The sequence below is a fragment of the Escherichia sp. MOD1-EC6842 genome (genome assembly GCF_002965705.1).
GTDB classification, from domain to species: Bacteria; Pseudomonadota; Gammaproteobacteria; order Enterobacterales; family Enterobacteriaceae; genus Escherichia; species Escherichia ruysiae.
Map to the genome: position 1 here is coordinate 54,442 of NZ_PTRF01000020.1, position 22,758 is coordinate 77,199.

Here is a 22,758-nt window from a genome sequence, read left to right on the forward strand (position 1 = left end):
GAAGCATTAAAAATTTGAATGCTTTGTGTAATAAAACGGCAGACAGGTGACGGAGTGACCACTCCGTCGCTTTACAGAGAGAGGAAAATCAGAGGTTGCCGGTGTAGTGCCAGCGTAAATAGCGCAGTAAACGAAGCTGGCGTTTAATGCGGCTTGGCTGCGAAAGCAGGCGATAGAGCCACTCCAGCCCCAGTTTTTGCCAGATTTTCGGCGCGCGTTTCACATGGCCAGTAAAGACATCATACGTCCCGCCAACGCCCATATACAGCGCATCTGGATGCACCAGACGGCAGTCGCGCATGAAGATCTCCTGCTTTGGCGATCCCATCGCAACGGTGACGATTTGCGCTCCACTGGCATGAATTCGTTCAAACAGCGCCTGACGCTGCTCGGGTTTAAAATAACCATCCTGACTGCCAACGATATTCACATTCCACTGGTTGCGCAGTTTAGCTTCGGTCTGCGCCAGCACTTCAGGTTTACCGCCAACAAGAAATACTGGCGTCCCTTCTTTGCCTGCGCGCGCCATCAGCTCTTCCCAGAGATCGGCCCCGGCAACACGGGAAACCTGCGCCTGTGGGTACTTTTTACGCACTGAACGTACAACGCTGATGCCATCAGCATATTTAAATTCGGCAGCGTTAATTAACTCCCTGACCTCAGCATTATCTTCAATGGTCAGCATTTTTTCGGCATTAATGGCAACCAGCGTTCCCTGCTTAAGCTGCCCTTCAGCGAACAGATAATCGAGGGCGTGCTGCATATCACGCCAACCGATTAACTGTAAGCCACGCAGCGTATAGGTCGGTGCCGTGGTGTTGTTATTCATTGTTATCCTTCAACCTGCGTCCGGAGCGATGATTTTGTGCGTTTATGAATGAGTCCGGCGCTTTCAAAAAGCCAGTACAACAGTTTTGCGATCATCAGACATGCGCCGAAGACCACGATAAAAAAGACCACGCGTGAGACAAACGAATCCAGCCCTTCACGCGCCAGCACGATCATATTGAAGATCGCCCCGAAGCAGAAACTGTGCAATATCGCGGCCTTATAACGATTGGTTTCGCGGTTGCCCAGCTCATACAGCCAGTCGAACCATTTAATGATCAGGCCAACCACAATCGCCCCCAGAGGAATAAACAGCGCGCCGCCCATAACAACCAGTGAACCAATAAGCGTAGGCGAGATTGCCAACCCGGAGTGATTGTTCAGCACTTCCCAGGTGAAATAGTTGGCAGAATTCAGCACCATGCTCGGCCGTCCCGGCCACAACCAGGAAGGAATAAAGACATAGAAATCGCGAACAATCGGCGCCAGCCCCTGGAAGTCGATGTTGTCGTAGTTCTGCAACAGCAACGCCAGATTCTCCCACGGCGAGAAGGTGTCGCGGGTGAGATAGAGAAACGTGTAGAACGCCTCATCGCCGCTCACGTTCATTCCATAGCGTTTTAGCGCCAGCCAGAACATACCAACAATCCCCAGCACGCCTGCCGCCGCCAGCATCCACAACGAAATCCAGCCGCGAATAATGCCAATAAACAGAAAGATAGCGAATGCAATGATGATATTGGCGCGAGTACCGCCGACAATCATATAAGTCAGCAAACCAAATGCGACCGTGCTGACGAGGAAAAACAGCCACGCTTTGCTGTCCTGGCGCAGAAAGTAGACCACCAGCATCGCCGGGATGAAAAAGTAAAAAAAGCGTTTTAGCGCCACGCCAGAGACTTCACTGGAGAAGATCTGGCTGTAGGAGTTAAGCCGGAACAGCAAAAAACCGTTGTGCATGAAGAAGATGCCGACGCTCACCAGCGCGATACCCATCAGGATCACCCATGTGAGATTGGTCTCCACACGGTTCATGGTAAACAGCGGGCGGCGCGGTACATCGGCAACGCGTTTGCGTAGGCGGGTTTTGTAGGTGACGTAGTAAACCGCGTAGAAGCAAGCAGCAGAAAGTAGCGCCTGAAGGAGAATGTCTGGCGGCGCAACGCCGACATTAAAGCGAAATACCAGCACGCTGGTCAGCGGAAAGCCAAAGAAAAAAGTGAGCAAAAACAGCAATGAAAAGAAGACATTGAAGTTAAAGCGCACGCGGCGAAACTCAAACCAGGTCAGCGTAGCAATAAACAGTGAGCAAAGCAGCCAGACAACAAACAGGCCGCTAAATTGCAACAGGCTCATGCGTCCTCCCCGCTGGCAATAGCCAACGCCCGCCGCCAGCCTTGCAGATAGTTCGGGCTAAAGAAGGCAATGTTGTTTTTATCCACCGACGCCAGCTGGCGCTGCGCTTCACGCACAATATCCTCGTTGAGATCATCAGTGGTAAACAGCACCGGTAAATGTTGTTCCGTCATATCTTGCCAGAATGGGTTTTCCCGGTTAAGTACGCAGGGAATGCCTGCCTGAATCAACAAGCACAGAGTACCAATGCCCTGCTGGCGGGCAAAAATAAAGTAGCCGAGATCGCACTGGCGAAGTAGCGCCAGATAGGCGTCAAAATCCAGTTTTTCGCTCAAAATTTGCAGATTTTCTTCGCTGAACAATTTCAGCCCCGCCTGACGAACTTCGTTGATATACACATCGTTATTGGGCGGATACCCCATCGGCACCACCACTTTTACCGTATCGCCAAACTGCTGATGAACAGCATTTAAGGCGGCAATGTGTTCATTGCTGCGATCGCCGGAGTTCCCCACCAGAATGGTCATTTTCCCTTCACGTTGCCGATCGTTCGCCATCGTATTGAGAGATGGATCCATCCGCGTCGGGAAGTAAATCAGTTCGCCCCTCACCTTAGGATGCGTTTTAGCAAAAAAGCTCAAATCACCGCGAGTAGCAAATACGCAGCCAACTCGCTTTTGTGCCAGCCGGCGGATAGGGTAAAACAGTTTGAATTTCAGCCCGCTGGAGACCTCATAGAGATCTGCCCCCCAGATATGCCAGTAAAACTGGCTGGGTTTGATACCACCACTCAGCAACGCCAGCCACAGCGTGGTGTTGAACTGACCGTGGAAGAAAAATCGCTGCTGCCGGTTAGCTTTCGCCTTTGCGATGACCGCTTCTGCCAGGGATTTTTTACCTGGGTAAAATTGCACAGAAAGTGCCGGACAGCTGTCACTTAAGCCGTAGTCCTTGCCAGCAACCATAAACTCGCGCGCGTGCTCGCTCGTTGCGGCCAGCGCGTCGTTGAAAAACCGTAAAACGGTTTGGTTATGGTGAGGGATATCCGATCCCAGTACGTGAATCAGTACAGTCATGCCCGCCTACGCCAGAGTAAAAACACGCCACAACAAAGAGAGAAATAGACGATATACGTTGCCATATAAGCCTGCGCCGCGCCCAGCGCACCATGCGCAGGGATCAACCAGTGGGCAAATACCATCAACAAAGTGAACTGGCTGACTTCCGCCAGGATATAAAACCGCAGCGACGCTTTGGCGATCACCAGGTAACCAAAGACATAAGCACCCACTTTTAACACATCGCCCACCAACTGCCAGGCAAAGAGATCGCGCATAGCGGTAAATTTATTCGATAACAGCAGCCAGATGGCAAAATCGCGCAGCAGCCAGACGGTAAAACTCGCCACCGCCACTGCTGGTAAGACGAATTTCAGCGACTTCACCACTTCCCGGGTGATATCGCGCTTTTCCGTTAGCCGCGACAACGTGGGCAGTAAATACACGCTAAAAGAGGCGGTAATGAATTGCAGGTAGGCATCGGAAATACTGCTCACCCCTTGCCAGATGCCCACTTCATCCCAGCTATACTGCGCCGCCAGCAGTTTACGCATCATGATGTAAGCAACGGGCAAGGTCACCGACGTAATCAACGCCATGAGCGTAAATTTGCTCAACTGCCCTGCCAGACCATTATCCCAGCTGGGTTTCAGATAGCTTAACGGGATTGCACCACGCTTAATTAGCATGATGACGGCAGGAATCACCACCAGCGCAGGAATCAACGCCAGTCCCAGCAACGCCCCTTCATAACCGCCCAAACGGTAACTGACGTAATAGGCAATAACGCCAAGCAAGCTGCCGAGAATAAGCGACAGGGCATTACCGGCGGCATCACGAAAACCTTTCATCAGCGCCAGCAGCAGGTTGCCCCAGGCGATCCCCATCTGTACGAGTGCAACCAATCGCACCAGCCCCTGATAGTCGGTATTACCGAACAATCCCTGGCTGATTGGGGCAGCCGCCAGCACAAAAACCAGCGCCATCAGCGTAGAGAAGGCAAGCACCATCGCTGATGAAGTGCCGACCACGCGGCGTAGCTGCTGCGGATTATCATGGTACTGGGCAACGTATTTCGTTACGCCGTTAAAGATGCCCGCCCCAGCGAGCACGCCGAGCACGGTAATCAACTGGCGGAAATTTGCCGCCAGCCCCAGCCCAGCCGGACCAAATGACACCGCCAGCAACTTACCGACCAGCAACCCGGCACCAATCTTGACCAGCGTACTGGCCGCCGTCCATAAGGACGCTTTTGCCAGCGACATATCAGGAGAAGTAGTTCAACAAAGTCGCAATTACCGTGCGTTGATTGACGGGCGACAAATTGTAGAACAGCGGCAGGCGCAGCAGGCGCTCGCTCTCTTTGGTGGTGTAGCGATCTTCGCCGTGGAACTCACCAAAGCGTTCACCCGCAGGGCTTGCGTGTAGCGGAATATAATGGAACACTGCCATAATTTCCGCTTCTTTCAGGAAGTTAATCAATGCGCTCCGGTCATCATTATCCCGCAGCTTAATGTAGAACATATGCGCGTTCTGCACGCAGCCATCCGGAATCGACGGCAGTTCGATACGCCCGGCTTTCGCCAGAGGTGATAACGCATCATAGTAGTTTTGCCACAACGCCAGACGTTGCTGGTTGATACGTTCGGCGGCTTCCAGTTGCGCCCACAGGTACGCAGCTTGCAGATCGGACATCAGATAGCTGGAACCAATATCACGCCAGGTATATTTATCGACCTGACCACGGAAGAACTGGCTGCGGTTAGTGCCTTTTTCACGGATGATCTCGGCACGTTCAATCAACGCTTTATCGTTAATCAGCGTCGCACCACCTTCACCTCCCGCCGTGTAGTTTTTGGTTTCATGGAAGCTAAAGCAGCCAATATGACCAATGGTTCCCAGCGCACGCCCTTTGTAAGTGGACATCACGCCCTGAGCGGCATCTTCCACCACAAACAGGTTATGCTTTTTCGCCAGCGCCATAATGGTGTCCATTTCACAGGCCACGCCCGCGTAATGTACCGGCACGATAACACGCGTTTTGTCGGTGATCGCCGATTCAATAAGCGTTTCGTCGATGTTCATGGTGTCCGGACGAACATCCACAAAGACGATTTTCGCGCCACGCAGCACAAAGGCATTGGCGGTGGAGACAAAGGTGTAACTCGGCATGATCACTTCATCGCCAGGCTGGATATCGAGCAGCAACGCCGCCATCTCCAGCGAAGCGGTGCAGGACGGCGTCAGCAGCACTTTGGCACTACCCAAACGTTGCTCCAGCCACTGCTGGCAGCGACGGGTAAAACCGCCATCGCCGCACAGTTTGCCGCTACCCATTGCCGACTGCATATAGTCGAGTTCGGTTCCTACCACCGGCGGTGCGTTAAATGGAATCATGTGATCACCTGTATAACCAGTACGCGGTGCTTTCTACATTCGCACCACTTTGTATGTATCGTTTAAGCGCGGCGGTGTTGCCCATCTGGGTCGCCACCCGCAATGTTGTTTTACCGCGAGCATACGCCCAGTTTAGTGCCGCTTGCATCAGCTGTGCACCGGAGCCACGGCCTGCCAGCAAGCCAATGCGCGCGTCAGTGGCATTCAACTCTCGTAGAGAAACATAGCCACAAATATCACCAGACGCCGAACGTAAAATCAGGCATTGATGATCAAAAGTGCCGCGTACGGCGTTTTCAATCCACTGCGCATAAAAGCGCCCACTGACGTCAGGCGCATACCACGGCGCACGAAAACGGCTTTGCGCAAATGCCTCACTGGCTAACTGGCGTAGCACTGGAATATCTGTCTCTTGTGCCACTTCTGCGTCGCTATCACTTGCACTGTTCACAGGCAGTACCAAATCAACTTCACCCTCAACCAGTAAGAATCCCAGTTGTTGCAAGGCGTCCAGCTCATCGGTATTTGATGCGGCAATTTTGGCCTGCACCCGTGACCACGGCGCTAAGACGTCTGACGTCAGGAGTGGCGCGTCAGGACTAATACGCACAATGGCGCTGTTGACACCAAAGAAGGTGTTTTCCCAGGTTAGTGGTTCAATTCTGGCGCGAATGGGCATTGTGTGACTCCCTCAAAACAGTCATTCACTGTAATCAGCGCCAGACCCCTTTGGTATCTACGACATACTGCTGTTTAACATGTTCGCCGCTGATGGCTTTGAACTGACTGTGATCGACCAGCATCACCAGTACATCTGCCGTTTCCAGTGCGTCGTCAAGCTGCGCCAGAGTGCAAAGTCCGATCAGTTTTTTCGGCAACTGGTGAATATTCGGTTCAACAACCTGCGTTTCACCGCTGTGCCATTGCGCGATCAGTTCAGCGATTTCCATTGCCGGACTTTCGCGCAGATCATCAATATTCGGTTTAAACGCCAGACCAAAGCAGGCAATTTTCAGCTCGCTGGCGCGTTTATCCGTAGTGGACAGGCAGTCGGCAACCGCCGCTTTGACCTGATCGATAACCCAGAAAGGTTTGTTGTCGTTCACTTCGCGTGCGGTACGGATAAGCCGCGCCTGCTGCGGGTTCTGCGCCACGATAAACCACGGATCAACAGCGATACAGTGACCGCCCACGCCAGGCCCAGGCTGAAGAATATTGACTCGTGGATGGCGATTCGCCAGGCGAACCAGTTCCCAGACGTTAATCCCCTGATCGGCACAAATTAGCGACAGTTCGTTAGCAAAAGCAATATTCACATCGCGGAAGCTGTTTTCAGTCAGCTTACACATTTCCGCCGTCCGCGAGTTAGTGACGACACACTCTCCTTCGAGGAAAATTTTGTACAGTTCGCTGGCGCGCGCAGAACAAACCGGCGTCATACCGCCAATCACACGATCGTTTTTAATCAGCTCGACCATAACCTGGCCCGGTAATACACGTTCCGGGCAGTAAGCAATGTTGACGTCCGCCAACTCGCCCACCTGCTGTGGGAAAGTGAGATCGGGACGTATCTCTGCTAACCATTCTGCCATCTTCTCGGTTGACCCCACCGGCGAGGTGGATTCAAGGATCACCAGCGCGCCTTTTTTCAGCACTGGTGCAATGGAGCGAGCAGCCGATTCAACGTAGGTCATATCTGGCTCATGATCGCCTTTAAACGGCGTGGGTACAGCAATCAACCAGGCATCCGCCTCAACCGGCGTCGTGCTCGCTCGTAAAAATCCACCTTCTACGGCAGTTTTTACCACGCTCGCCAAATCAGGCTCGACGATATGGATTTCGCCACGATTGATGGTATCAACCGCTTGTTGGTTGATATCGACACCAATCACCTGTTTTTGCCGGGAGGCAAACGCTGCCGCCGTCGGCAGCCCAATGTAACCCAGTCCAATGACAGAAATGGTCGCAAAACTCATAGTGATATCCGATTATTTTTTAACGCTTCCAAAATGCGAGAGCATGCCTGACCATCACCATACGGGTTATGGGCGCGGCTCATAGTTTGATATTCGTTTTCGTCTTTTAAAAGACGCGTCACTTCCTCGACAATTCGCTGCTTATCCGTGCCTACCAGACGCACCGTACCCGCCATCACTGCTTCCGGACGTTCAGTGGTATCGCGCATCACCAGCACCGGTTTACCCAGTGAAGGCGCTTCTTCCTGAATACCGCCAGAGTCAGTCAAAATCAACCAGGCGTGGTTCATCAGCCAGACAAACGGTAAATATTCCTGGGGATCGATCAGAATGACATTTTTCACATGCCCCAGAATGCGGTTTACCGGTTCTCTGACGTTCGGGTTGAGATGTACCGGATAGACAATCTGGATGTCCTGATGAGTGGTGGCGATTTCTGCCAGTGCGTGGCAAATTTCTTCAAAGCCACGACCGAAGCTCTCACGTCTGTGACCGGTCACCAGAATCATCTTCTTATCGGGGTCGATAAACGGGTAATTTGCCGCCAGTTCAGAACGCAGCGTATCGCTGCTCATCACCTGGTCGCGCACCCACAGCAAGGCGTCGATAACGGTATTGCCGGTAATAAAGATTCGGCTGTCAGCAACGTTTTCACGCTGCAGGTTTTGCCGGGAAGTTTCAGTTGGCGAGAAATGGTACATCGCCAGATGACCGGTCAGCGTGCGGTTAGCCTCTTCCGGCCACGGTGAATAGAGATCACCAGTACGCAGTCCAGCCTCTACGTGACCAACAGGAATACGCTGATAAAACGCTGCCAGGCTGGTTGCCAGTGTGGTAGTGGTATCACCGTGAACCAGCACGACGTCTGGTTTAAACTCGGCAAGAATAGGTTTTAGCCCTTCCAGAATCCGACAGGTTATCTCTGTCAGGCCCTGCCCTGGCTGCATTATGTTGAGATCGTAGTCAGGTACAATGGAAAAGAGTTTCAGCACCTGATCGAGCATCTCCCGATGCTGCGCAGTGACGCAAACTTTAGCCTCAAAAAAAGGATCTTTTGCCAACGCATGCACCAGCGGTGCCATCTTGATGGCTTCCGGGCGCGTACCAAATACAGTCAGTACTTTCACATCGATTCTCTTTGAATAAGCGGCGAGCGCCTTTGCGCTCACCGCAGCAGTGTTGCTATTTCGAGCAACGGCGGGTTAATGCGACACCAGCCCCGATCAGCCCCCCGACAATGCCCCACATAATCATCAGGAAGGCACGACGTGGGCTATCGCGTTTTACCGGTTCTTCCGGCGTACGCAAATAGCGATAGGTCTGAAAACGCGGATCCAGGGTTGGACCTACATTAAGGGTGTTTAACATGGCCCGATTCTGATCATAGTCAAGATCAAAGGCCGGACCGACGGCCTGTAAATTTTCTAATCGCGCCTGCAGCATAGGGCGCCCCAGCAAAAACATTTCTGAATCAGGCAATTCATCCGCAGGGACATCTGTCGCACTACGGGAAATATTATGTTGCTCGGCGATTTTGAGCGCCTGCTCAATGCTGTTTACCCGGCGGTCGTAGATCGCTTTCGCAACTTCTTCCTGACGCTTCACCTGGGCTTTCATTTGGATAGTGCGTGCTGCCCATGCGCCTTTCAGCTCATCATTCAGATGGCTGGCAGCGCGCTGACTGGCGAATGCGACATATTGACGCAGTAGATTATTGGCATCAGGGGCAGTTTCGGCAATCAATTTAACGTTATCATTGGTCGCACGGGTGAAATCACCGGGAATAAACTGGATGTTGTTGATCATTTCATCCAGCAGAGCCGCATCGGCTTTACTGTTACCGACCATCCGCTGTTTGTAATAATCCGTCTGCAGCCAGAAATCGCGACGGGTGTCCCACGACGCCAGCTGCATAACAAATTCTTTATAGGCTTCGTCCATGACCGATGGTTGGTCGGCAGGAGCCATGTTCGAACGGACGTCCAGGTTACGCAAAAACTGCTGCTGCGAGTAGTATCCCCCCAGCATATTCACCGTTGGACGATCGGTAATCGCCGTCGCACTCCACTCCTGGCGGGCGAAAAATGTATACGCCAGCGCAATTAACGCAAACGCCAGCCCCATGCAAATAATCCACAGCTTCCCAGCCCACAAGGTACGAAACAACCCACGAATATCCAGTTCATTTTCAGCGTCTTCGGCTGGTTTCCCAGGCATTGGTTGCGTCATTACATCCTCGTTTATTTGGTTAAGTTGGGGCTGCCACCACGATTTCTGCGCAGTCGGCGTTTCACACGCTTAATAAAGCGAGCAACCTTCCAGGCGCGCTTAATGCAATAGCCATAGAGGAAGAATGCTAGCAAAAAGAGCACCAGCATGACCCATTCAGGGACAAAATGAGAATATTCTGCCAGCACGCCAATGGAAGCAAGCAGTGCAGCAGCAAGGGTAATCAGCACAAATGCCTGACGAGAAGTAAAGCCAGCGCGCATGATTAAATGATGAATGTGCTGACGGTCAGGCGAGAACGGACTCATGCCTTTACGCAGGCGACGATACATAATAGCCACCATATCCATCAGCGGAATGGCGATTATCCATAATGCAGTCACCGGGCTAATCGGATGCGTTTTACCCTGGGTGGTTTCCAGCAGGATCCAGATTACGGTAAAACCAATCAATGTACTGCCCGCATCGCCCATAAAGACTTTGTAGCGACGCCCCAGAATACCGAGGTTAAGCATGATGTAAGGCAGGATGGCGGCAATCATCGCAAAGCACCAGATAGCGAGGCTGGTTTGCCCGTCGAACCACAAAATCATGCCAATTGCCGCAAATGAGACGCAGGATAACCCGCCCAGCAAACCATCAATGCCATCAACCATATTGAAAGCATTAATTGCCGCCCAGACTGCAAACAACGTCAGGAAATACCCAAACGGTCCAAGTACCATCTCCCAGTCGCCAAAAATATAGCCAAGGCTACTGAGATAAAGTTTGCCGAACACCATCATAATGATGCCAACAGCGGCCTGTATGGTGGCTCGAATTTTTACGCTGATATCAAAACGGTCATCCAGCGCGCCGATGAACACCAGGACGCCAGCGCAAGCCAGGTAGAGAGATGCATGCGGAATGTAATAATCGACAATTCCGAACGTAAAGCAAATCCCTGCATAAACTGAAATACCCCCAACGAGCGGTATCAATCCCTGGTGACGTTTGCGGAAGTTAGGTTTATCCACTAAACCGACTTTTTTTGCCACCTTGCGGGCAAAAAACAGAAACAGTGTCGTGAATAAAAAAATACTGATGAGATCAGTACTCACTGTCAGTAAATTCACAATGCATGCTCTCAGAGAAAATTATTAGCAGAAGTATACCCACGAAGACCTTTATTCAGAAGGGAAACTACTTTCTGAACCAATCAGACTTGTGTAAAAACCAACCACTCGCGACGAAAATCGTATAAAACACCCGCAAAAACCAGGAATTTTCCCACCATCACAGGCACGCTGCTAAGATTACAGATATAAAAGCAAAACGCCACGTAAACACGTGGCGTTTTTAGCATAAGACAAATTTATGAGCGTTTCATCATATCAAAGAAATCGTCATTGGTCTTGGTCATTGCCAGTTTATTAATGAGGAATTCCATTGCGTCGATTTCACCCATCGGGTGAATGATTTTGCGCAAGATCCACATTTTCTGCAGCTCTTCCTGAGTAGTGAGCAGTTCTTCTTTACGTGTACCGGAACGGTTGTAGTCGATAGCCGGGAAGACGCGTTTTTCAGCGATCTTACGAGAGAGGTGCAGTTCCATGTTACCGGTGCCTTTAAACTCTTCGTAGATAACTTCGTCCATTTTGGAACCCGTATCGATCAGCGCCGTCGCGATGATGGTCAGGCTGCCGCCCTCTTCCACGTTACGCGCCGCACCGAAGAAGCGTTTCGGACGATGCAGTGCGTTAGCATCCACACCACCGGTCAACACTTTACCGGAAGCCGGAACGACGGTGTTATAAGCACGCGCCAGACGAGTAATAGAGTCGAGCAGAATGATAACGTCTTTCTTGTGCTCAACCAGACGTTTCGCCTTCTCGATCACCATTTCCGCAACCTGAACGTGGCGAGATGCCGGTTCGTCAAAGGTAGAAGCGACAACTTCCCCTTTAACCAGACGCTGCATCTCGGTTACTTCTTCCGGACGTTCGTCAATCAGCAGAACCATCAGCACACAATCCGGGTGATTGTAAGCAATGCTCTGGGCGATATTCTGCAGCAGCATGGTTTTACCTGCTTTCGGCGGCGCCACAATCAGACCACGTTGACCACGACCGATTGGCGAAGCCAGATCCAGCACGCGAGCGGTCAAATCTTCAGTAGAACCGTTACCACGTTCCATACGCAGACGAGAGTTTGCGTGCAGCGGAGTTAAGTTCTCAAAGAGGATTTTATTGCGGGCGTTTTCAGGTTTATCAAAGTTAACTTCATTAACTTTCAGCAGCGCAAAATAGCGTTCACCTTCTTTCGGCGGGCGAATCTTACCAGAGATGGTATCACCAGTGCGGAGGTTGAAACGGCGGATTTGGCTGGGAGAAACGTAGATGTCATCAGGACCGGCGAGGTAGGAGCTGTCTGCGGAACGGAGGAAACCAAATCCATCCTGCAATATCTCCAGTACGCCATCACCAAAGATATCTTCGCCACTCTTTGCGTGCTGCTTCAGGATGGCAAAAATAATGTCCTGCTTACGCATACGAGCCAGATTTTCCAGCCCCATATTTTCGCCGAGAGTGATCAGCTCAGAAACCGGCGTATTCTTTAATTCGGTAAGATTCATAGTGGTGTGAGTTCTTAAACTTGGGGTAAATCTCGAACTTAATGTTGTGAATGGTATGGCAGGATCATCCATGCCTGTTTACGGTCATCGACTCATGTCTTTTCGCTGTCTGGTCACAGGAAAGTACGCAGAACTGAAACGACAAGACGGATTGAGTGACAAACCAGAAATCTGTTCACTTCGCATTAGATAAAAACGGGAAGCGTTGGATATTACAAGATTCAAACTTAATAAGGTAAGTTTAATACGAAGTCAACATTAAGTTAGCATGGCTCACGCCGGGCGTCCAGTTTTTAGCGACAGGGCACCCGAACATGACGTTCCCTTATGCCAGATTGGCGTCGAGGAACTCTTTCAACTGACCTTTAGACAGCGCGCCGACTTTCGTTGCCGCCACTTCGCCATTCTTGAACAGCAGCAGAGTCGGGATACCACGGATGCCATATTTCGGCGCAGTGCCAGGGTTTTGATCGATGTTCAGTTTTGCAACGGTCAGTTTGCCCTGATATTCGTCAGCGATTTCATCCAGAATCGGGGCGATCATTTTGCACGGACCGCACCACTCTGCCCAGAAATCGACGAGGATTGCCCCGTCCGCTTTGAGTACATCCGTGTCAAAACTGTCGTCAGTCAGGTGAATAATTTTATCGCTCATATATAACTCCACAGGAATAAGCCTGGCGTGTTGGTTTCGTTGTTGGTGTAACATTAACCAACTAAAGGTTGACTTTATTTCACCGGATACGCTTTCGTAAAGCAATAGTAAGCTGATATTCTATCACACTATGAGCAAAACACATTTAACAGAACAGAAGTTTTCCGACTTCGCCCTGCATCCGAAAGTTGTAGAAGCCCTTGAAAAAAAAGGGTTTCATAACTGTACGCCCATTCAGGCACTGGCTCTTCCGCTAACGCTGGAAGGTCGTGACGTAGCCGGGCAGGCGCAAACCGGTACCGGGAAAACGATGGCGTTTCTTACGTCTTCGTTTCATTACCTTCTCTCTCATCCCGCAATTGCCGATCGCAAGGTGAATCAACCGCGTGCCTTAATTATGGCACCGACGCGTGAACTTGCCGTGCAGATCCACGCCGACGCGGAACCACTGGCACAAGCTACTGGCCTGAAACTGGGTCTGGCCTACGGTGGCGATGGCTACGACAAACAGTTGAAAGTGCTGGAAAGCGGCGTTGACATTCTGATTGGCACCACGGGTCGTTTGATCGACTACGCCAAACAAAACCATATTAACCTCGGTGCCATTCAGGTGGTGGTGCTGGACGAAGCCGATCGCATGTACGATCTGGGCTTTATTAAAGATATCCGCTGGCTGTTCCGCCGTATGCCGCCTGCGAACCAGCGCCTCAACATGCTGTTCTCCGCCACACTTTCGTACCGGGTACGTGAACTGGCGTTCGAGCAGATGAATAACGCCGAATATATCGAAGTGGAACCGGAACAGAAAACGGGCCACCGTATTAAAGAAGAGCTTTTCTACCCTTCTAACGAAGAAAAGATGCGTTTGTTGCAAACGCTGATCGAAGAAGAGTGGCCAGACAGAGCGATTATTTTCGCCAACACCAAACACCGTTGTGAAGATATCTGGGGTCACCTGGCGGCAGATGGTCATCGTGTCGGTCTGTTGACGGGCGATGTGGCGCAGAAAAAACGCCTGCGTATTCTTGATGAATTTACCCGTGGCGATCTGGATATTCTGGTTGCTACCGACGTTGCCGCGCGTGGTCTGCATATTCCGGCTGTGACGCACGTCTTTAACTACGATTTACCCGATGACTGTGAAGATTACGTTCACCGTATCGGTCGTACTGGCCGCGCAGGCGCAAGCGGTCACTCTATCAGCCTGGCGTGTGAAGAGTATGCATTGAATTTGCCTGCTATTGAGACCTATATTGGTCACTCAATTCCGGTAAGCAAATACAATCCGGACGCATTGATGACCGATCTGCCAAAACCGCTGCGCCTCACGCGCCCGCGCACAGGCAATGGTCCGCGTCGTACTGGTGCTCCACGTAATCGTCGTCGTTCAGGTTAAATAAATAATGTCATACTCAAAATCATTCAAACTGTATCAAGATGGCAAGAGAATGAATCCCGATGCGCTTACTGTAGTAAGTGATTCGGGTGAAAGAATGCAGCCAACGCAGAGACAGATTGAAGGATGAAGAGTATGGGTTCCACCTCGTCGCTATATGCAGCTATTGATCTCGGTTCAAATAGTTTCCATATGCTGGTAGTGCGCGAGGTGGCTGGAAGTATCCAGACGCTGACGCGAATTAAACGTAAAGTGCGTCTGGCTGCTGGCCTGAACAGCGAAAATGCCCTGTCTAATGAAGCAATGGAGCGCGGCTGGCAATGTTTGCGCCTGTTTGCTGAACGTCTGCAAGATATCCCACCATCGCAAATTCGCGTTGTCGCTACGGCGACGTTACGACTTGCTGTCAATGCCGGTGATTTTATTGCTAAAGCGCAGGAAATCCTCGGTTGTCCAGTGCAAGTCATTAGTGGTGAAGAAGAAGCTCGCCTGATTTATCAGGGTGTTGCTCACACCACCGGCGGAGCCGATCAGCGCCTGGTCGTGGATATTGGCGGCGCGAGTACCGAACTGGTCACTGGCACAGGTGCACAGACCACGTCTTTGTTCAGCCTGTCGATGGGCTGCGTCACCTGGCTGGAACGTTATTTCGTCGATCGTAATCTCGGGCAGGAAAACTTTGTCGCAGCTGAACAAGCCGCACGTGAAGTTTTGCGTCCGGTTGCTGATGAACTGCGATATCACGGCTGGAAAGTGTGCGTTGGCGCTTCCGGCACCGTGCAGGCGTTACAGGAAATAATGATGGCGCAGGGGATGGATGAGCGCATTACCCTCGCGAAGTTGCAGCAACTGAAACAGCGCGCTATTCATTGCGGTCGGCTGGAAGAGCTGGAGATTGAAGGGTTAACGCTGGAACGCGCATTAGTATTCCCGAGTGGTCTGGCGATCCTGATAGCCATTTTTACCGAACTGAATATTCAGTGTATGACCCTGGCGGGCGGTGCTCTACGTGAAGGCCTGGTCTACGGCATGTTACATCTGGCGGTTGAGCAGGATATTCGCAGCCGAACACTGCATAATATTCAGCGCCGCTTTATGATTGATATTGATCAGGCTCAGCGCGTAGCCAGCGTTGCGGCTAACTTCTTCGATCAAGTGGAGAGTGAATGGCATCTTGAAGCGATTAGCCGCGATTTGCTAATCAGCGCCTGTCAACTTCATGAAATTGGTCTGAGCGTTGATTTCAAACAAGCGCCGCAACATGCCGCTTATCTCGTGCGTAATCTGGATCTTCCCGGTTTTACGCCTGCGCAGAAAAAGCTGCTGGCGACGCTATTGCTCAACCAGACGAATCCAGTCGATCTCTCATCGCTGCATCAACAAAATGCCGTACCGCCGCGCGTTGCGGAACAACTCTGCCGTTTACTGCGCCTGGCAATCATTTTTGCCAGCCGTCGCCGTGATGATTTAGTGCCGGAGATTACATTACAAGCCAACCATGAACAGTTGACCCTGACACTGCCGCAAGGTTGGCTGGCTCAGCACCCGCTGGGTAAAGAGATTATCGATCAGGAAATTGAGTGGCAGAGCTATGTCCACTGGCCGCTGGAAGTGCTTTAACGTGTAATGTGCCGGATGCGATGCTCACGCATCTTATCCGGCGATAATTCCGCTTTCCGGTGCCGTGATCATCCAATCCAACCAGCCCCAGACAATACGAATGGCTATTTGCCTCGTTTTGCTGCCATCATCGCTTTCAGATTCGCCAGATGGTTTTGCCCTTTCTGCATCCGTTCTTCGGCGCTGACCACTTTGCGCTCTTGTTCCCAAATCAAGTCATCCTGCGGTAATTCCAGCAGGAAGCGGCTCGGCTCCGGACGTACCAGCTCACCGTACTGACGACGCTCTTTACACAGCGTAAAGGTCAACTCTTTCTGGGCGCGGGTGATGCCGACATAGGCCAGCCGCCGCTCTTCATCGATATTGTCCTCGTCGATGCTGCTTTGGTGCGGCAAAAATCCTTCTTCCATACCGACCATGTAGACATAAGGAAACTCCAGCCCTTTTGACGCGTGCAGAGTCATCAGTTGCACCTGATCAAGCTCTTCGTCACTCTCGCCACGTTCCATCATGTCGCGCAGAGTAAAGCGCGTCACCACCTGGGTGAGCGTCATCGGCTCATCCAGTTCGCTACCTTCCAGCATCTCCGTCATCCAGCTAAATAACTGGTTAACGTTCTTCATGCGCATTTCGGCGGCTTTCGGGCTGGGTGACGTTTCGTATAACCAGGATTCATAATCCATCCCGTGGATCAGATCGCGCACTGCGGCGACAGGCTCCCGCTCCGCCAGTCGCTGGATTTCCGCCAGCCAGTGAGTAAATCGGGTCAACGCTTCATAACCACGTCCACTCAGTGTCTGACTCAACCCCATATCAAAGCTGGCGGTAAACATACTTTTATTACGCGTCATCGCCCACTCACCCAGCTTTTTCAGCGTCGCCGGGCCAATCTCTCGCTTCGGCGTGTTAACGATACGCAGGAACGCACTATCATCGTCCGGGTTAGTCAGCACACGCAGATAAGCCAGTAAATCCTTGATTTCCGGACGGGAGAAGAACGAAGTACCGCCGGATATTTTGTACGGAATGCGGTTTTGCATCAGAAATTTTTCAAACACCCGTGACTGATGGTTGCCGCGATAGAGAATGGCGTAATCTTTGTACTGTGTTTTGTTGACGAAGTGATGCGCAATCAGCTCACCTGTAACGCGCTCGGCTTCATGTTCTTCGTTATTCGCGCTTAAAACTTTTAGCTCCGCGCCATAGCCTAGTTCGGAGAACAGACGCTTTTCAAAGACGTGCGGGTTATTGGCGATCAGGATGTTCGCCGCTTTCAGAATACGCCCGGAAGAGCGGTAGTTCTGCTCAAGCTTAATCACCTTCAACGTTGGGAAATCCTGGCTCAACAGCACCAGGTTTTGCGGGCGTGCGCCACGCCAGGAGTAGATCGACTGGTCATCATCGCCCACCACGGTAAAGCGAGCGCGGCTGCCCACCAGCAGTTTCACCAGCTCATACTGGCTGGTGTTGGTATCCTGATACTCATCCACCAGCAGGTAGCGAATCTTGTTTTGCCAGCGTTCGCGTACTTCCACATTGCGTTGCAGCAGCAATGTCGGCAATAAAATCAGATCGTCGAAGTCGAGAACATTGCACGCTTTCAGGTGCGCATCATACAGCCCATAACAATGGGCAAAAATGCGATCCCGCTCGCCTTTTGCCTCTGCCGCCGCCTGCGCAGGAGTTTTGAGATCATTCTTCCAATTAGAGATGGTTGAAATCAGCTGTTGCAGGAGAACTTTGTCATCTTCAATCAGTCCTTCGGTCAACTCTTTGAGCAAAGCAAGCTGATCGGTATCGTCAAACAGCGAAAAGTTCGCTTTCATCCCTAACGCTGCATACTCGCGTTTGATGATATCCAGCCCCAGCGTGTGGAAGGTGGAGATCATCAGCCCACGAGCCTCTTTGCGCCCCAGCGTCTGCCCGACACGCTCTTTCATCTCGCGCGCTGCTTTATTGGTAAAGGTCACCGCTGCGATATGTCGCGCCTGATAACCGCAGTCACGGATCAGATGGGCGATTTTATTGGTGATCACACGAGTTTTACCGGAACCCGCGCCCGCCAGCACCAGGCAGGGGCCGGTAACGAATTCGACAGCTTGTTGTTGGCCGGGGTTTAGACGCATAGAAAAATCGCTCAATGAAAGTCGGGAGGGGGAAATAACAGCGTGGTAGTATAGCCAGCCTCATCCTTACCACTCAAGGCACGATCATGGCAAAAACAGCAGCAGCACTGCATATCCTTGTAAAAGAAGAGAAACTGGCTCAGGAACTTCTGGAGCAGATCAAGAACGGCGCCGATTTTGGCAAGCTGGCGAAGAAACATTCCATTTGCCCGTCAGGCAAACGCGGTGGTGATTTAGGGGAATTTCGCCAGGGTCAGATGGTTCCGGCGTTTGATAAAGTGGTGTTCTCTTGTCCGGTGCTGGAGCCAACCGGCCCGCTGCATACCCAGTTCGGGTATCACATCATTAAGGTGCTGTACCGCAACTAACAGCAAGGCCTTCTCCCGGAGAAGGCCTTGAGTGTTTTCTCCCTCTCCCTGTGGGAGAGGGCATCAGCGCACACTTAACCCGCAACAGCAATACGTTTCATATCCGTCATATAGCCACGCAGTTTCTTACCTACCTGCTCAATTGCATGGCTGCGAATCGCATCATTTACATCACGCAGTTGCGCGTTATCTACCGCACCTTCTGGAATAGCTTTACCCAGATCGCCCGGCTGCAGCTCTGCCATAAACGGTTTCAGCAGCGGTACGCAAGCGTAAGAGAACAGATAGTTACCGTATTCTGCGGTATCAGAGATAACCACGTTCATTTCGTACAGACGCTTACGGGCGATGGTGTTGGCAATCAGCGGCAGCTCATGCAGTGATTCATAGTATGCCGACTCTTCAATGATGCCGGAATCAACCATGGTTTCGAACGCCAGCTCAACGCCCGCTTTCACCATCGCGATCATCAGCACGCCTTTATCGAAGTACTCCTGCTCGCCGATTTTACCTTCATACTGCGGTGCGGTTTCGAACGCGGTTTTGCCGGTCTCTTCACGCCAGGTCAGCAGTTTCTTATCATCATTAGCCCAGTCTGCCATCATGCCAGAGGAGAATTCACCGGAGATGATGTCGTCCATATGTTTCTGGAACAGCGGCGCCATGATCTCTTTCAGTTGTTCTGACAGCGCATAAGCACGCAGTTTCGCCGGGTTAGAGAGCCTGTCCATCATCAGGGTGATGCCGCCCTGCTTCAGGGCTTCGGTGATGGTTTCCCAGCCGAACTGAATCAGTTTTTCTGCATATGCCGGGTCGGTGCCCTCTTCCACCAGCTTGTCGAAGCACAGCAGAGAACCAGCCTGCAACATACCGCACAGGATAGTTTGCTCGCCCATCAGGTCTGATTTCACTTCCGCAACGAAAGAGGATTCCAGAACGCCGGCACGATGACCGCCTGTTGCTGCCGCCCAGGCTTTAGCGATCGCCATGCCTTCGCCTTTCGGATCGTTTTCCGGGTGAACGGCAATCAGCGTCGGTACGCCGAATCCACGTTTATACTCTTCACGCACTTCGGTGCCTGGGCATTTCGGCGCAACCATTACTACAGTGATGTCTTTACGGATCTGCTCGCCCACTTCGACGATGTTGAAACCATGCGAGTAACCCAGCGCAGCGCCATCTTTCATCAGCGGTTGAACGGAACGCACTACGTCAGAGTGCTGCTTGTCCGGCGTCAGGTTAACCACCAGATCCGCCTGCGGGATCAGTTCTTCGTAAGTACCTACCTTAAAACCGTTTTCAGTCGCTTTACGCCAGGACGCGCGCTTCTCAGCGATCGCTTCTTTACGCAGGGCGTAGGAGATATCGAGACCAGAATCACGCATGTTCAGGCCCTGGTTCAGACCCTGCGCGCCACAACCGACGATGACCACTTTTTTACCCTGAAGGTAGCTCGCGCCGTCAGCGAACTCGTCGCGCCCCATAAAGCGACATTTGCCCAGTTGTGCCAGCTGCTGGCGCAGATTCAGTGTATTGAAGTAGTTAGCCATGGTGATTCCTCGTGATGTTGTGCTTCTTATTGTTCGGTTCGCTGTTGAGCGAGAATGTCACCACATTACAACAGGAAATTTATTGCGGAAATTGATATATTCACAACGTCATATTGCAATTTCTGCAACGTCATAACCGGGGGTTAAGCCTGTGGATTTACGCGACCTGAAAATGTTTCTGCATCTGGCGGAAAGCCGCCATTTTGGCCGTAGCGCGCGGGCAATGCACGTCAGCCCCTCCACGCTTTCCCGACAGATTCAGCGCCTGGAAGAAGATCTCGGCCAACCGCTGTTTGTGCGCGATAACCGCACGGTAACGCTGACGGAAGCGGGCGAAGAGCTGCGTGTTTTCGCCCAGCAAACGTTGTTACAGTATCAGCAATTGCGCCACACCATCGACCAGCAAGGGCCGTCCCTCTCTGGCGAATTACATATTTTCTGTTCGGTGACTGCCGCTTACAGCCATCTGCCACCGATTCTCGACCGATTCCGCGCGGAGCATCCATCGGTGGAAATTAAGCTCACCACCGGTGATGCGGCGGATGCAATGGAAAAGGTGGTCACTGGAGAAGCAGATTTGGCGATTGCCGGGAAGCCGGAGACTCTGCCAGGCGCGGTGGCGTTTTCGATGCTGGAGAACCTGGCGGTGGTGCTGATCGCGCCCGCGCTGCCCTGCCCGGTGCGTAATCAGGTCTCAGTAGAACAACCGGACTGGTCGACGATTCCCTTCATCATGGCCGATCAGGGACCAGTACGCCGCCGCATTGAGTTGTGGTTTCGACGCAATAAAATCAGTAACCCGATGATTTACGCCACGGTTGGCGGGCATGAAGCGATGGTATCGATGGTGGCACTTGGCTGTGGCGTGGCGCTGCTGCCGGAAGTGGTACTGGATAACAGCCCGGAGCCAGTGCGTAATCGTGTGATGATTTTAGAGCGTAGCGATGAGAAAACGCCGTTTGAGCTGGGCGTTTGTGCGCAAAAAAAGCGGCTACATGAGCCGCTGATTGAGGCGTTCTGGAAGATTTTGCCGAACCATTAACCCGCCAAAAAGAACCTGAACGCCGGGTTATTGGTTTCGTCGTGGCAATCGTAGCCCAGCTCATTCAGCCGGGTTTCGAAATCCGGTTCATGATCGCCCAGCTCGAACGCTGCCAGTACACGCCCGTAGTCGGTGCCATGACTGCGATAGTGGAACAAAGAGATATTCCAGTGCGTCCCCAGCGTGTTGAGGAAGCGCAGCAGCGCGCCCGGTGATTCCGGGAATTCGAAGCTGTAGAGGCGTTCCTGCAACGGATGCGATGGACGCCCGCCAACCATATAGCGCACATGCAACTTCGCCATTTCGTCGTCGGAGAGATCAACCACGCTGTAGCCGCCGTCGCTGAGCATCTGCAAAATTTCTTTGCGCTCTTCAAGGCCGCGACTTAAGCGCACACCGACAAAAATACAGGCATCTTTAGCATCAGCGAAACGGTAGTTGAACTCTGTGACCGAGCGCCCGCCAAGCAACTGGCAGAACTTCAGAAAGCTGCCCTTCTCTTCCGGGATGGTCACCGCCAGCAACGCTTCACGCTGTTCGCCCAGTTCGCAGCGTTCCGAGACGTAGCGCAGACCGTGGAAGTTCACGTTGGCTCCAGAAAGAATATGCGCCAGCCGCTCACCGCGAATGTTGTGCTGAGCGATGTACTTTTTCATCCCCGCCAGCGCCAGCGCGCCAGACGGTTCCGCCACTGCGCGCACATCTTCGAATAAGTCTTTCATCGCTGCGCAGATGGCATCGCTATCGACGGTGATGATGTCGTCGAGATACTCCCGGCACAAACGGAAGGTTTCGTCGCCGATGCGTTTTACCGCAACACCTTCGGCGAATAGCCCCACGCGCGGCAGATCAACCGGATGACCCGCATCCAGTGCCGCTTTCAGGCAGGCTGAATCTTCCGCTTCTACGGCGATCACTTTGATTTGCGGCATCAGTTGTTTGATCAACACAGCCACGCCCGCCGCCAGGCCACCGCCACCAACCGGCACAAATACGCGGTCGAGATGGGCGTCCTGCTGGAGCAGTTCCAGCGCCAGCGTGCCTTGCCCGGCGATCACCATCGGATGATCGAACGGCGGCACCCAGGTGAAGCCCTGCTGCTGCGACAGTTCGATTGCTTTCGCTTTCGCTTCATCAAAGTTCGCGCCGTGAAGCAGCACCTCACCGCCGAAGCCGCGCACCGCGTCGACTTTGATGTCGGCGGTAGCGGTTGGCATGACGATGAGCGCCTTCACACCTAACCGAGCGGAGGAAAACGCGACACCTTGCGCATGGTTACCCGCCGAGGCGGTGATCACACCGTGCGCTTTCTGTTCTTCCGTCAGACCTGCCATCATGGCGTATGCGCCGCGCAGCTTGAAGCTGTGCACTGGCTGGCGGTCTTCGCGCTTCACCAGTATCACGTTATCAAGACGCGACGACAGTTTTTCCATTTTCTGTAGCGGCGTGACCTGTGCCGCTTCATAGACCGGCGCACGTAGCACCGCTCTTAAATATTCGGCACCTTCCGGGGCGCCTGACAGGGGTTGCGAGTCAGCCATTA

The 22,758-nt window shown here is 52.4% G+C and carries 20 protein-coding genes; 4 read left to right on the forward strand and 16 right to left on the reverse strand.

The window, feature by feature from the left end:
* Window positions 1-88: 88 nt before the first annotated feature.
* The 13 genes from wecG to trxA form a co-directional block, all read right to left on the reverse strand.
* Window positions 89-829: a lipopolysaccharide N-acetylmannosaminouronosyltransferase gene (gene wecG, locus A7Z29_RS19595; protein ID WP_001064054.1), complete on the reverse strand. Its 741-nt coding sequence runs from the start codon at window positions 827-829 to the stop codon at window positions 89-91.
* A 2-nt stretch (window positions 830-831) separates the two neighbouring features.
* On the reverse strand, window positions 832-2,184 hold the full coding sequence (gene wzyE / locus A7Z29_RS19600; protein WP_105290668.1) for an ECA oligosaccharide polymerase: 1,353 nt from the start codon (window positions 2,182-2,184) through the stop codon (window positions 832-834).
* Entirely contained in the window at window positions 2,181-3,260 is a 1,080-nt protein-coding gene (rffT, locus tag A7Z29_RS19605; RefSeq protein ID WP_105290669.1) for a TDP-N-acetylfucosamine:lipid II N-acetylfucosaminyltransferase, read from the reverse strand. The genes wzyE and rffT overlap by 4 nt, the downstream gene beginning before the upstream one ends.
* Window positions 3,257-4,507: a lipid III flippase WzxE gene (wzxE, locus tag A7Z29_RS19610; protein WP_000050237.1), complete on the reverse strand. Its 1,251-nt coding sequence runs from the start codon at window positions 4,505-4,507 to the stop codon at window positions 3,257-3,259. Before wzxE ends, rffT begins: the two co-directional genes overlap by 4 nt.
* Window position 4,508: 1 nt before the next feature.
* The gene (rffA, locus tag A7Z29_RS19615) at window positions 4,509-5,639 is read right to left on the reverse strand and encodes a dTDP-4-amino-4,6-dideoxygalactose transaminase (protein ID WP_105290670.1); all 1,131 of its coding nucleotides are present in this window, start codon (window positions 5,637-5,639) and stop codon (window positions 4,509-4,511) included.
* Between the two features lie 4 nt (window positions 5,640-5,643).
* Window positions 5,644-6,318 carry a dTDP-4-amino-4,6-dideoxy-D-galactose acyltransferase gene (gene rffC, locus A7Z29_RS19620; RefSeq protein ID WP_105290671.1) on the reverse strand — a complete coding sequence of 225 codons (675 nt, stop codon included), beginning with the start codon at window positions 6,316-6,318 and terminating at the stop codon, window positions 5,644-5,646.
* Window positions 6,319-6,352: 34 nt separating this feature from the next.
* Window positions 6,353-7,615, reverse strand: a complete 1,263-nt coding sequence (gene wecC, locus A7Z29_RS19625) for a UDP-N-acetyl-D-mannosamine dehydrogenase (RefSeq protein WP_105290672.1) — start codon at window positions 7,613-7,615, stop codon at window positions 6,353-6,355.
* Window positions 7,612-8,742 carry a non-hydrolyzing UDP-N-acetylglucosamine 2-epimerase gene (wecB, locus tag A7Z29_RS19630; RefSeq protein ID WP_010345125.1) on the reverse strand — a complete coding sequence of 377 codons (1,131 nt, stop codon included), beginning with the start codon at window positions 8,740-8,742 and terminating at the stop codon, window positions 7,612-7,614. The genes wecC and wecB overlap by 4 nt, the downstream gene beginning before the upstream one ends.
* A gap of 55 nt (window positions 8,743-8,797) precedes the next feature.
* Window positions 8,798-9,844 (reverse strand): ECA polysaccharide chain length modulation protein, encoded by a 1,047-nt coding sequence (gene wzzE, locus A7Z29_RS19635; RefSeq protein WP_032226904.1) that lies wholly within the window; start codon window positions 9,842-9,844, stop codon window positions 8,798-8,800.
* 11 nt (window positions 9,845-9,855) lie between these two features.
* A complete protein-coding gene (gene wecA, locus A7Z29_RS19640; RefSeq protein WP_001050953.1) occupies window positions 9,856-10,959 on the reverse strand; it encodes a UDP-N-acetylglucosamine--undecaprenyl-phosphate N-acetylglucosaminephosphotransferase in 1,104 nt (367 codons plus the stop codon).
* 239 nt (window positions 10,960-11,198) lie between these two features.
* A complete protein-coding gene (rho, locus tag A7Z29_RS19645) occupies window positions 11,199-12,458 on the reverse strand; it encodes a transcription termination factor Rho (protein WP_001517407.1) in 1,260 nt (419 codons plus the stop codon).
* Between the two features lie 84 nt (window positions 12,459-12,542).
* A complete protein-coding gene (gene rhoL / locus A7Z29_RS19650; RefSeq protein WP_010345119.1) occupies window positions 12,543-12,644 on the reverse strand; it encodes a rho operon leader peptide RhoL in 102 nt (33 codons plus the stop codon).
* Window positions 12,645-12,783: 139 nt separating this feature from the next.
* A complete protein-coding gene (gene trxA, locus A7Z29_RS19655) occupies window positions 12,784-13,113 on the reverse strand; it encodes a thioredoxin TrxA (protein ID WP_001280776.1) in 330 nt (109 codons plus the stop codon).
* 130 nt (window positions 13,114-13,243) lie between these two features.
* On the opposite strand from trxA, the gene rhlB reads away from it, so the two are divergent.
* Window positions 13,244-14,509 carry an ATP-dependent RNA helicase RhlB gene (rhlB, locus tag A7Z29_RS19660; RefSeq protein ID WP_000047511.1) on the forward strand — a complete coding sequence of 422 codons (1,266 nt, stop codon included), beginning with the start codon at window positions 13,244-13,246 and terminating at the stop codon, window positions 14,507-14,509.
* A 135-nt stretch (window positions 14,510-14,644) separates the two neighbouring features.
* Window positions 14,645-16,129: a guanosine-5'-triphosphate,3'-diphosphate diphosphatase gene (gppA, locus tag A7Z29_RS19670; protein ID WP_105290673.1), complete on the forward strand. Its 1,485-nt coding sequence runs from the start codon at window positions 14,645-14,647 to the stop codon at window positions 16,127-16,129.
* A gap of 104 nt (window positions 16,130-16,233) precedes the next feature.
* On the opposite strand, the gene rep is transcribed toward gppA, so the two are convergent.
* Window positions 16,234-18,255: a DNA helicase Rep gene (rep, locus tag A7Z29_RS19675; RefSeq protein ID WP_105290674.1), complete on the reverse strand. Its 2,022-nt coding sequence runs from the start codon at window positions 18,253-18,255 to the stop codon at window positions 16,234-16,236.
* Window positions 18,256-18,341: 86 nt separating this feature from the next.
* Here rep and ppiC point away from each other — a divergent pair, with 86 nt between their 5' ends.
* Window positions 18,342-18,623, forward strand: a complete 282-nt coding sequence (gene ppiC, locus A7Z29_RS19680) for a peptidylprolyl isomerase PpiC (protein ID WP_001140260.1) — start codon at window positions 18,342-18,344, stop codon at window positions 18,621-18,623.
* A gap of 74 nt (window positions 18,624-18,697) precedes the next feature.
* Here the strand turns inward: ppiC and ilvC are convergent, their stop codons facing one another.
* Entirely contained in the window at window positions 18,698-20,173 is a 1,476-nt protein-coding gene (gene ilvC / locus A7Z29_RS19685) for a ketol-acid reductoisomerase (protein ID WP_000024944.1), read from the reverse strand.
* A 151-nt stretch (window positions 20,174-20,324) separates the two neighbouring features.
* Here ilvC and ilvY point away from each other — a divergent pair, with 151 nt between their 5' ends.
* Entirely contained in the window at window positions 20,325-21,215 is an 891-nt protein-coding gene (gene ilvY, locus A7Z29_RS19690) for an HTH-type transcriptional activator IlvY (RefSeq protein WP_000365757.1), read from the forward strand.
* On the opposite strand, the gene ilvA is transcribed toward ilvY, so the two are convergent.
* A complete protein-coding gene (gene ilvA / locus A7Z29_RS19695; protein WP_105279543.1) occupies window positions 21,212-22,756 on the reverse strand; it encodes a threonine ammonia-lyase, biosynthetic in 1,545 nt (514 codons plus the stop codon). The genes ilvY and ilvA overlap by 4 nt on opposite strands.
* Window positions 22,757-22,758: the final 2 nt, after the last annotated feature.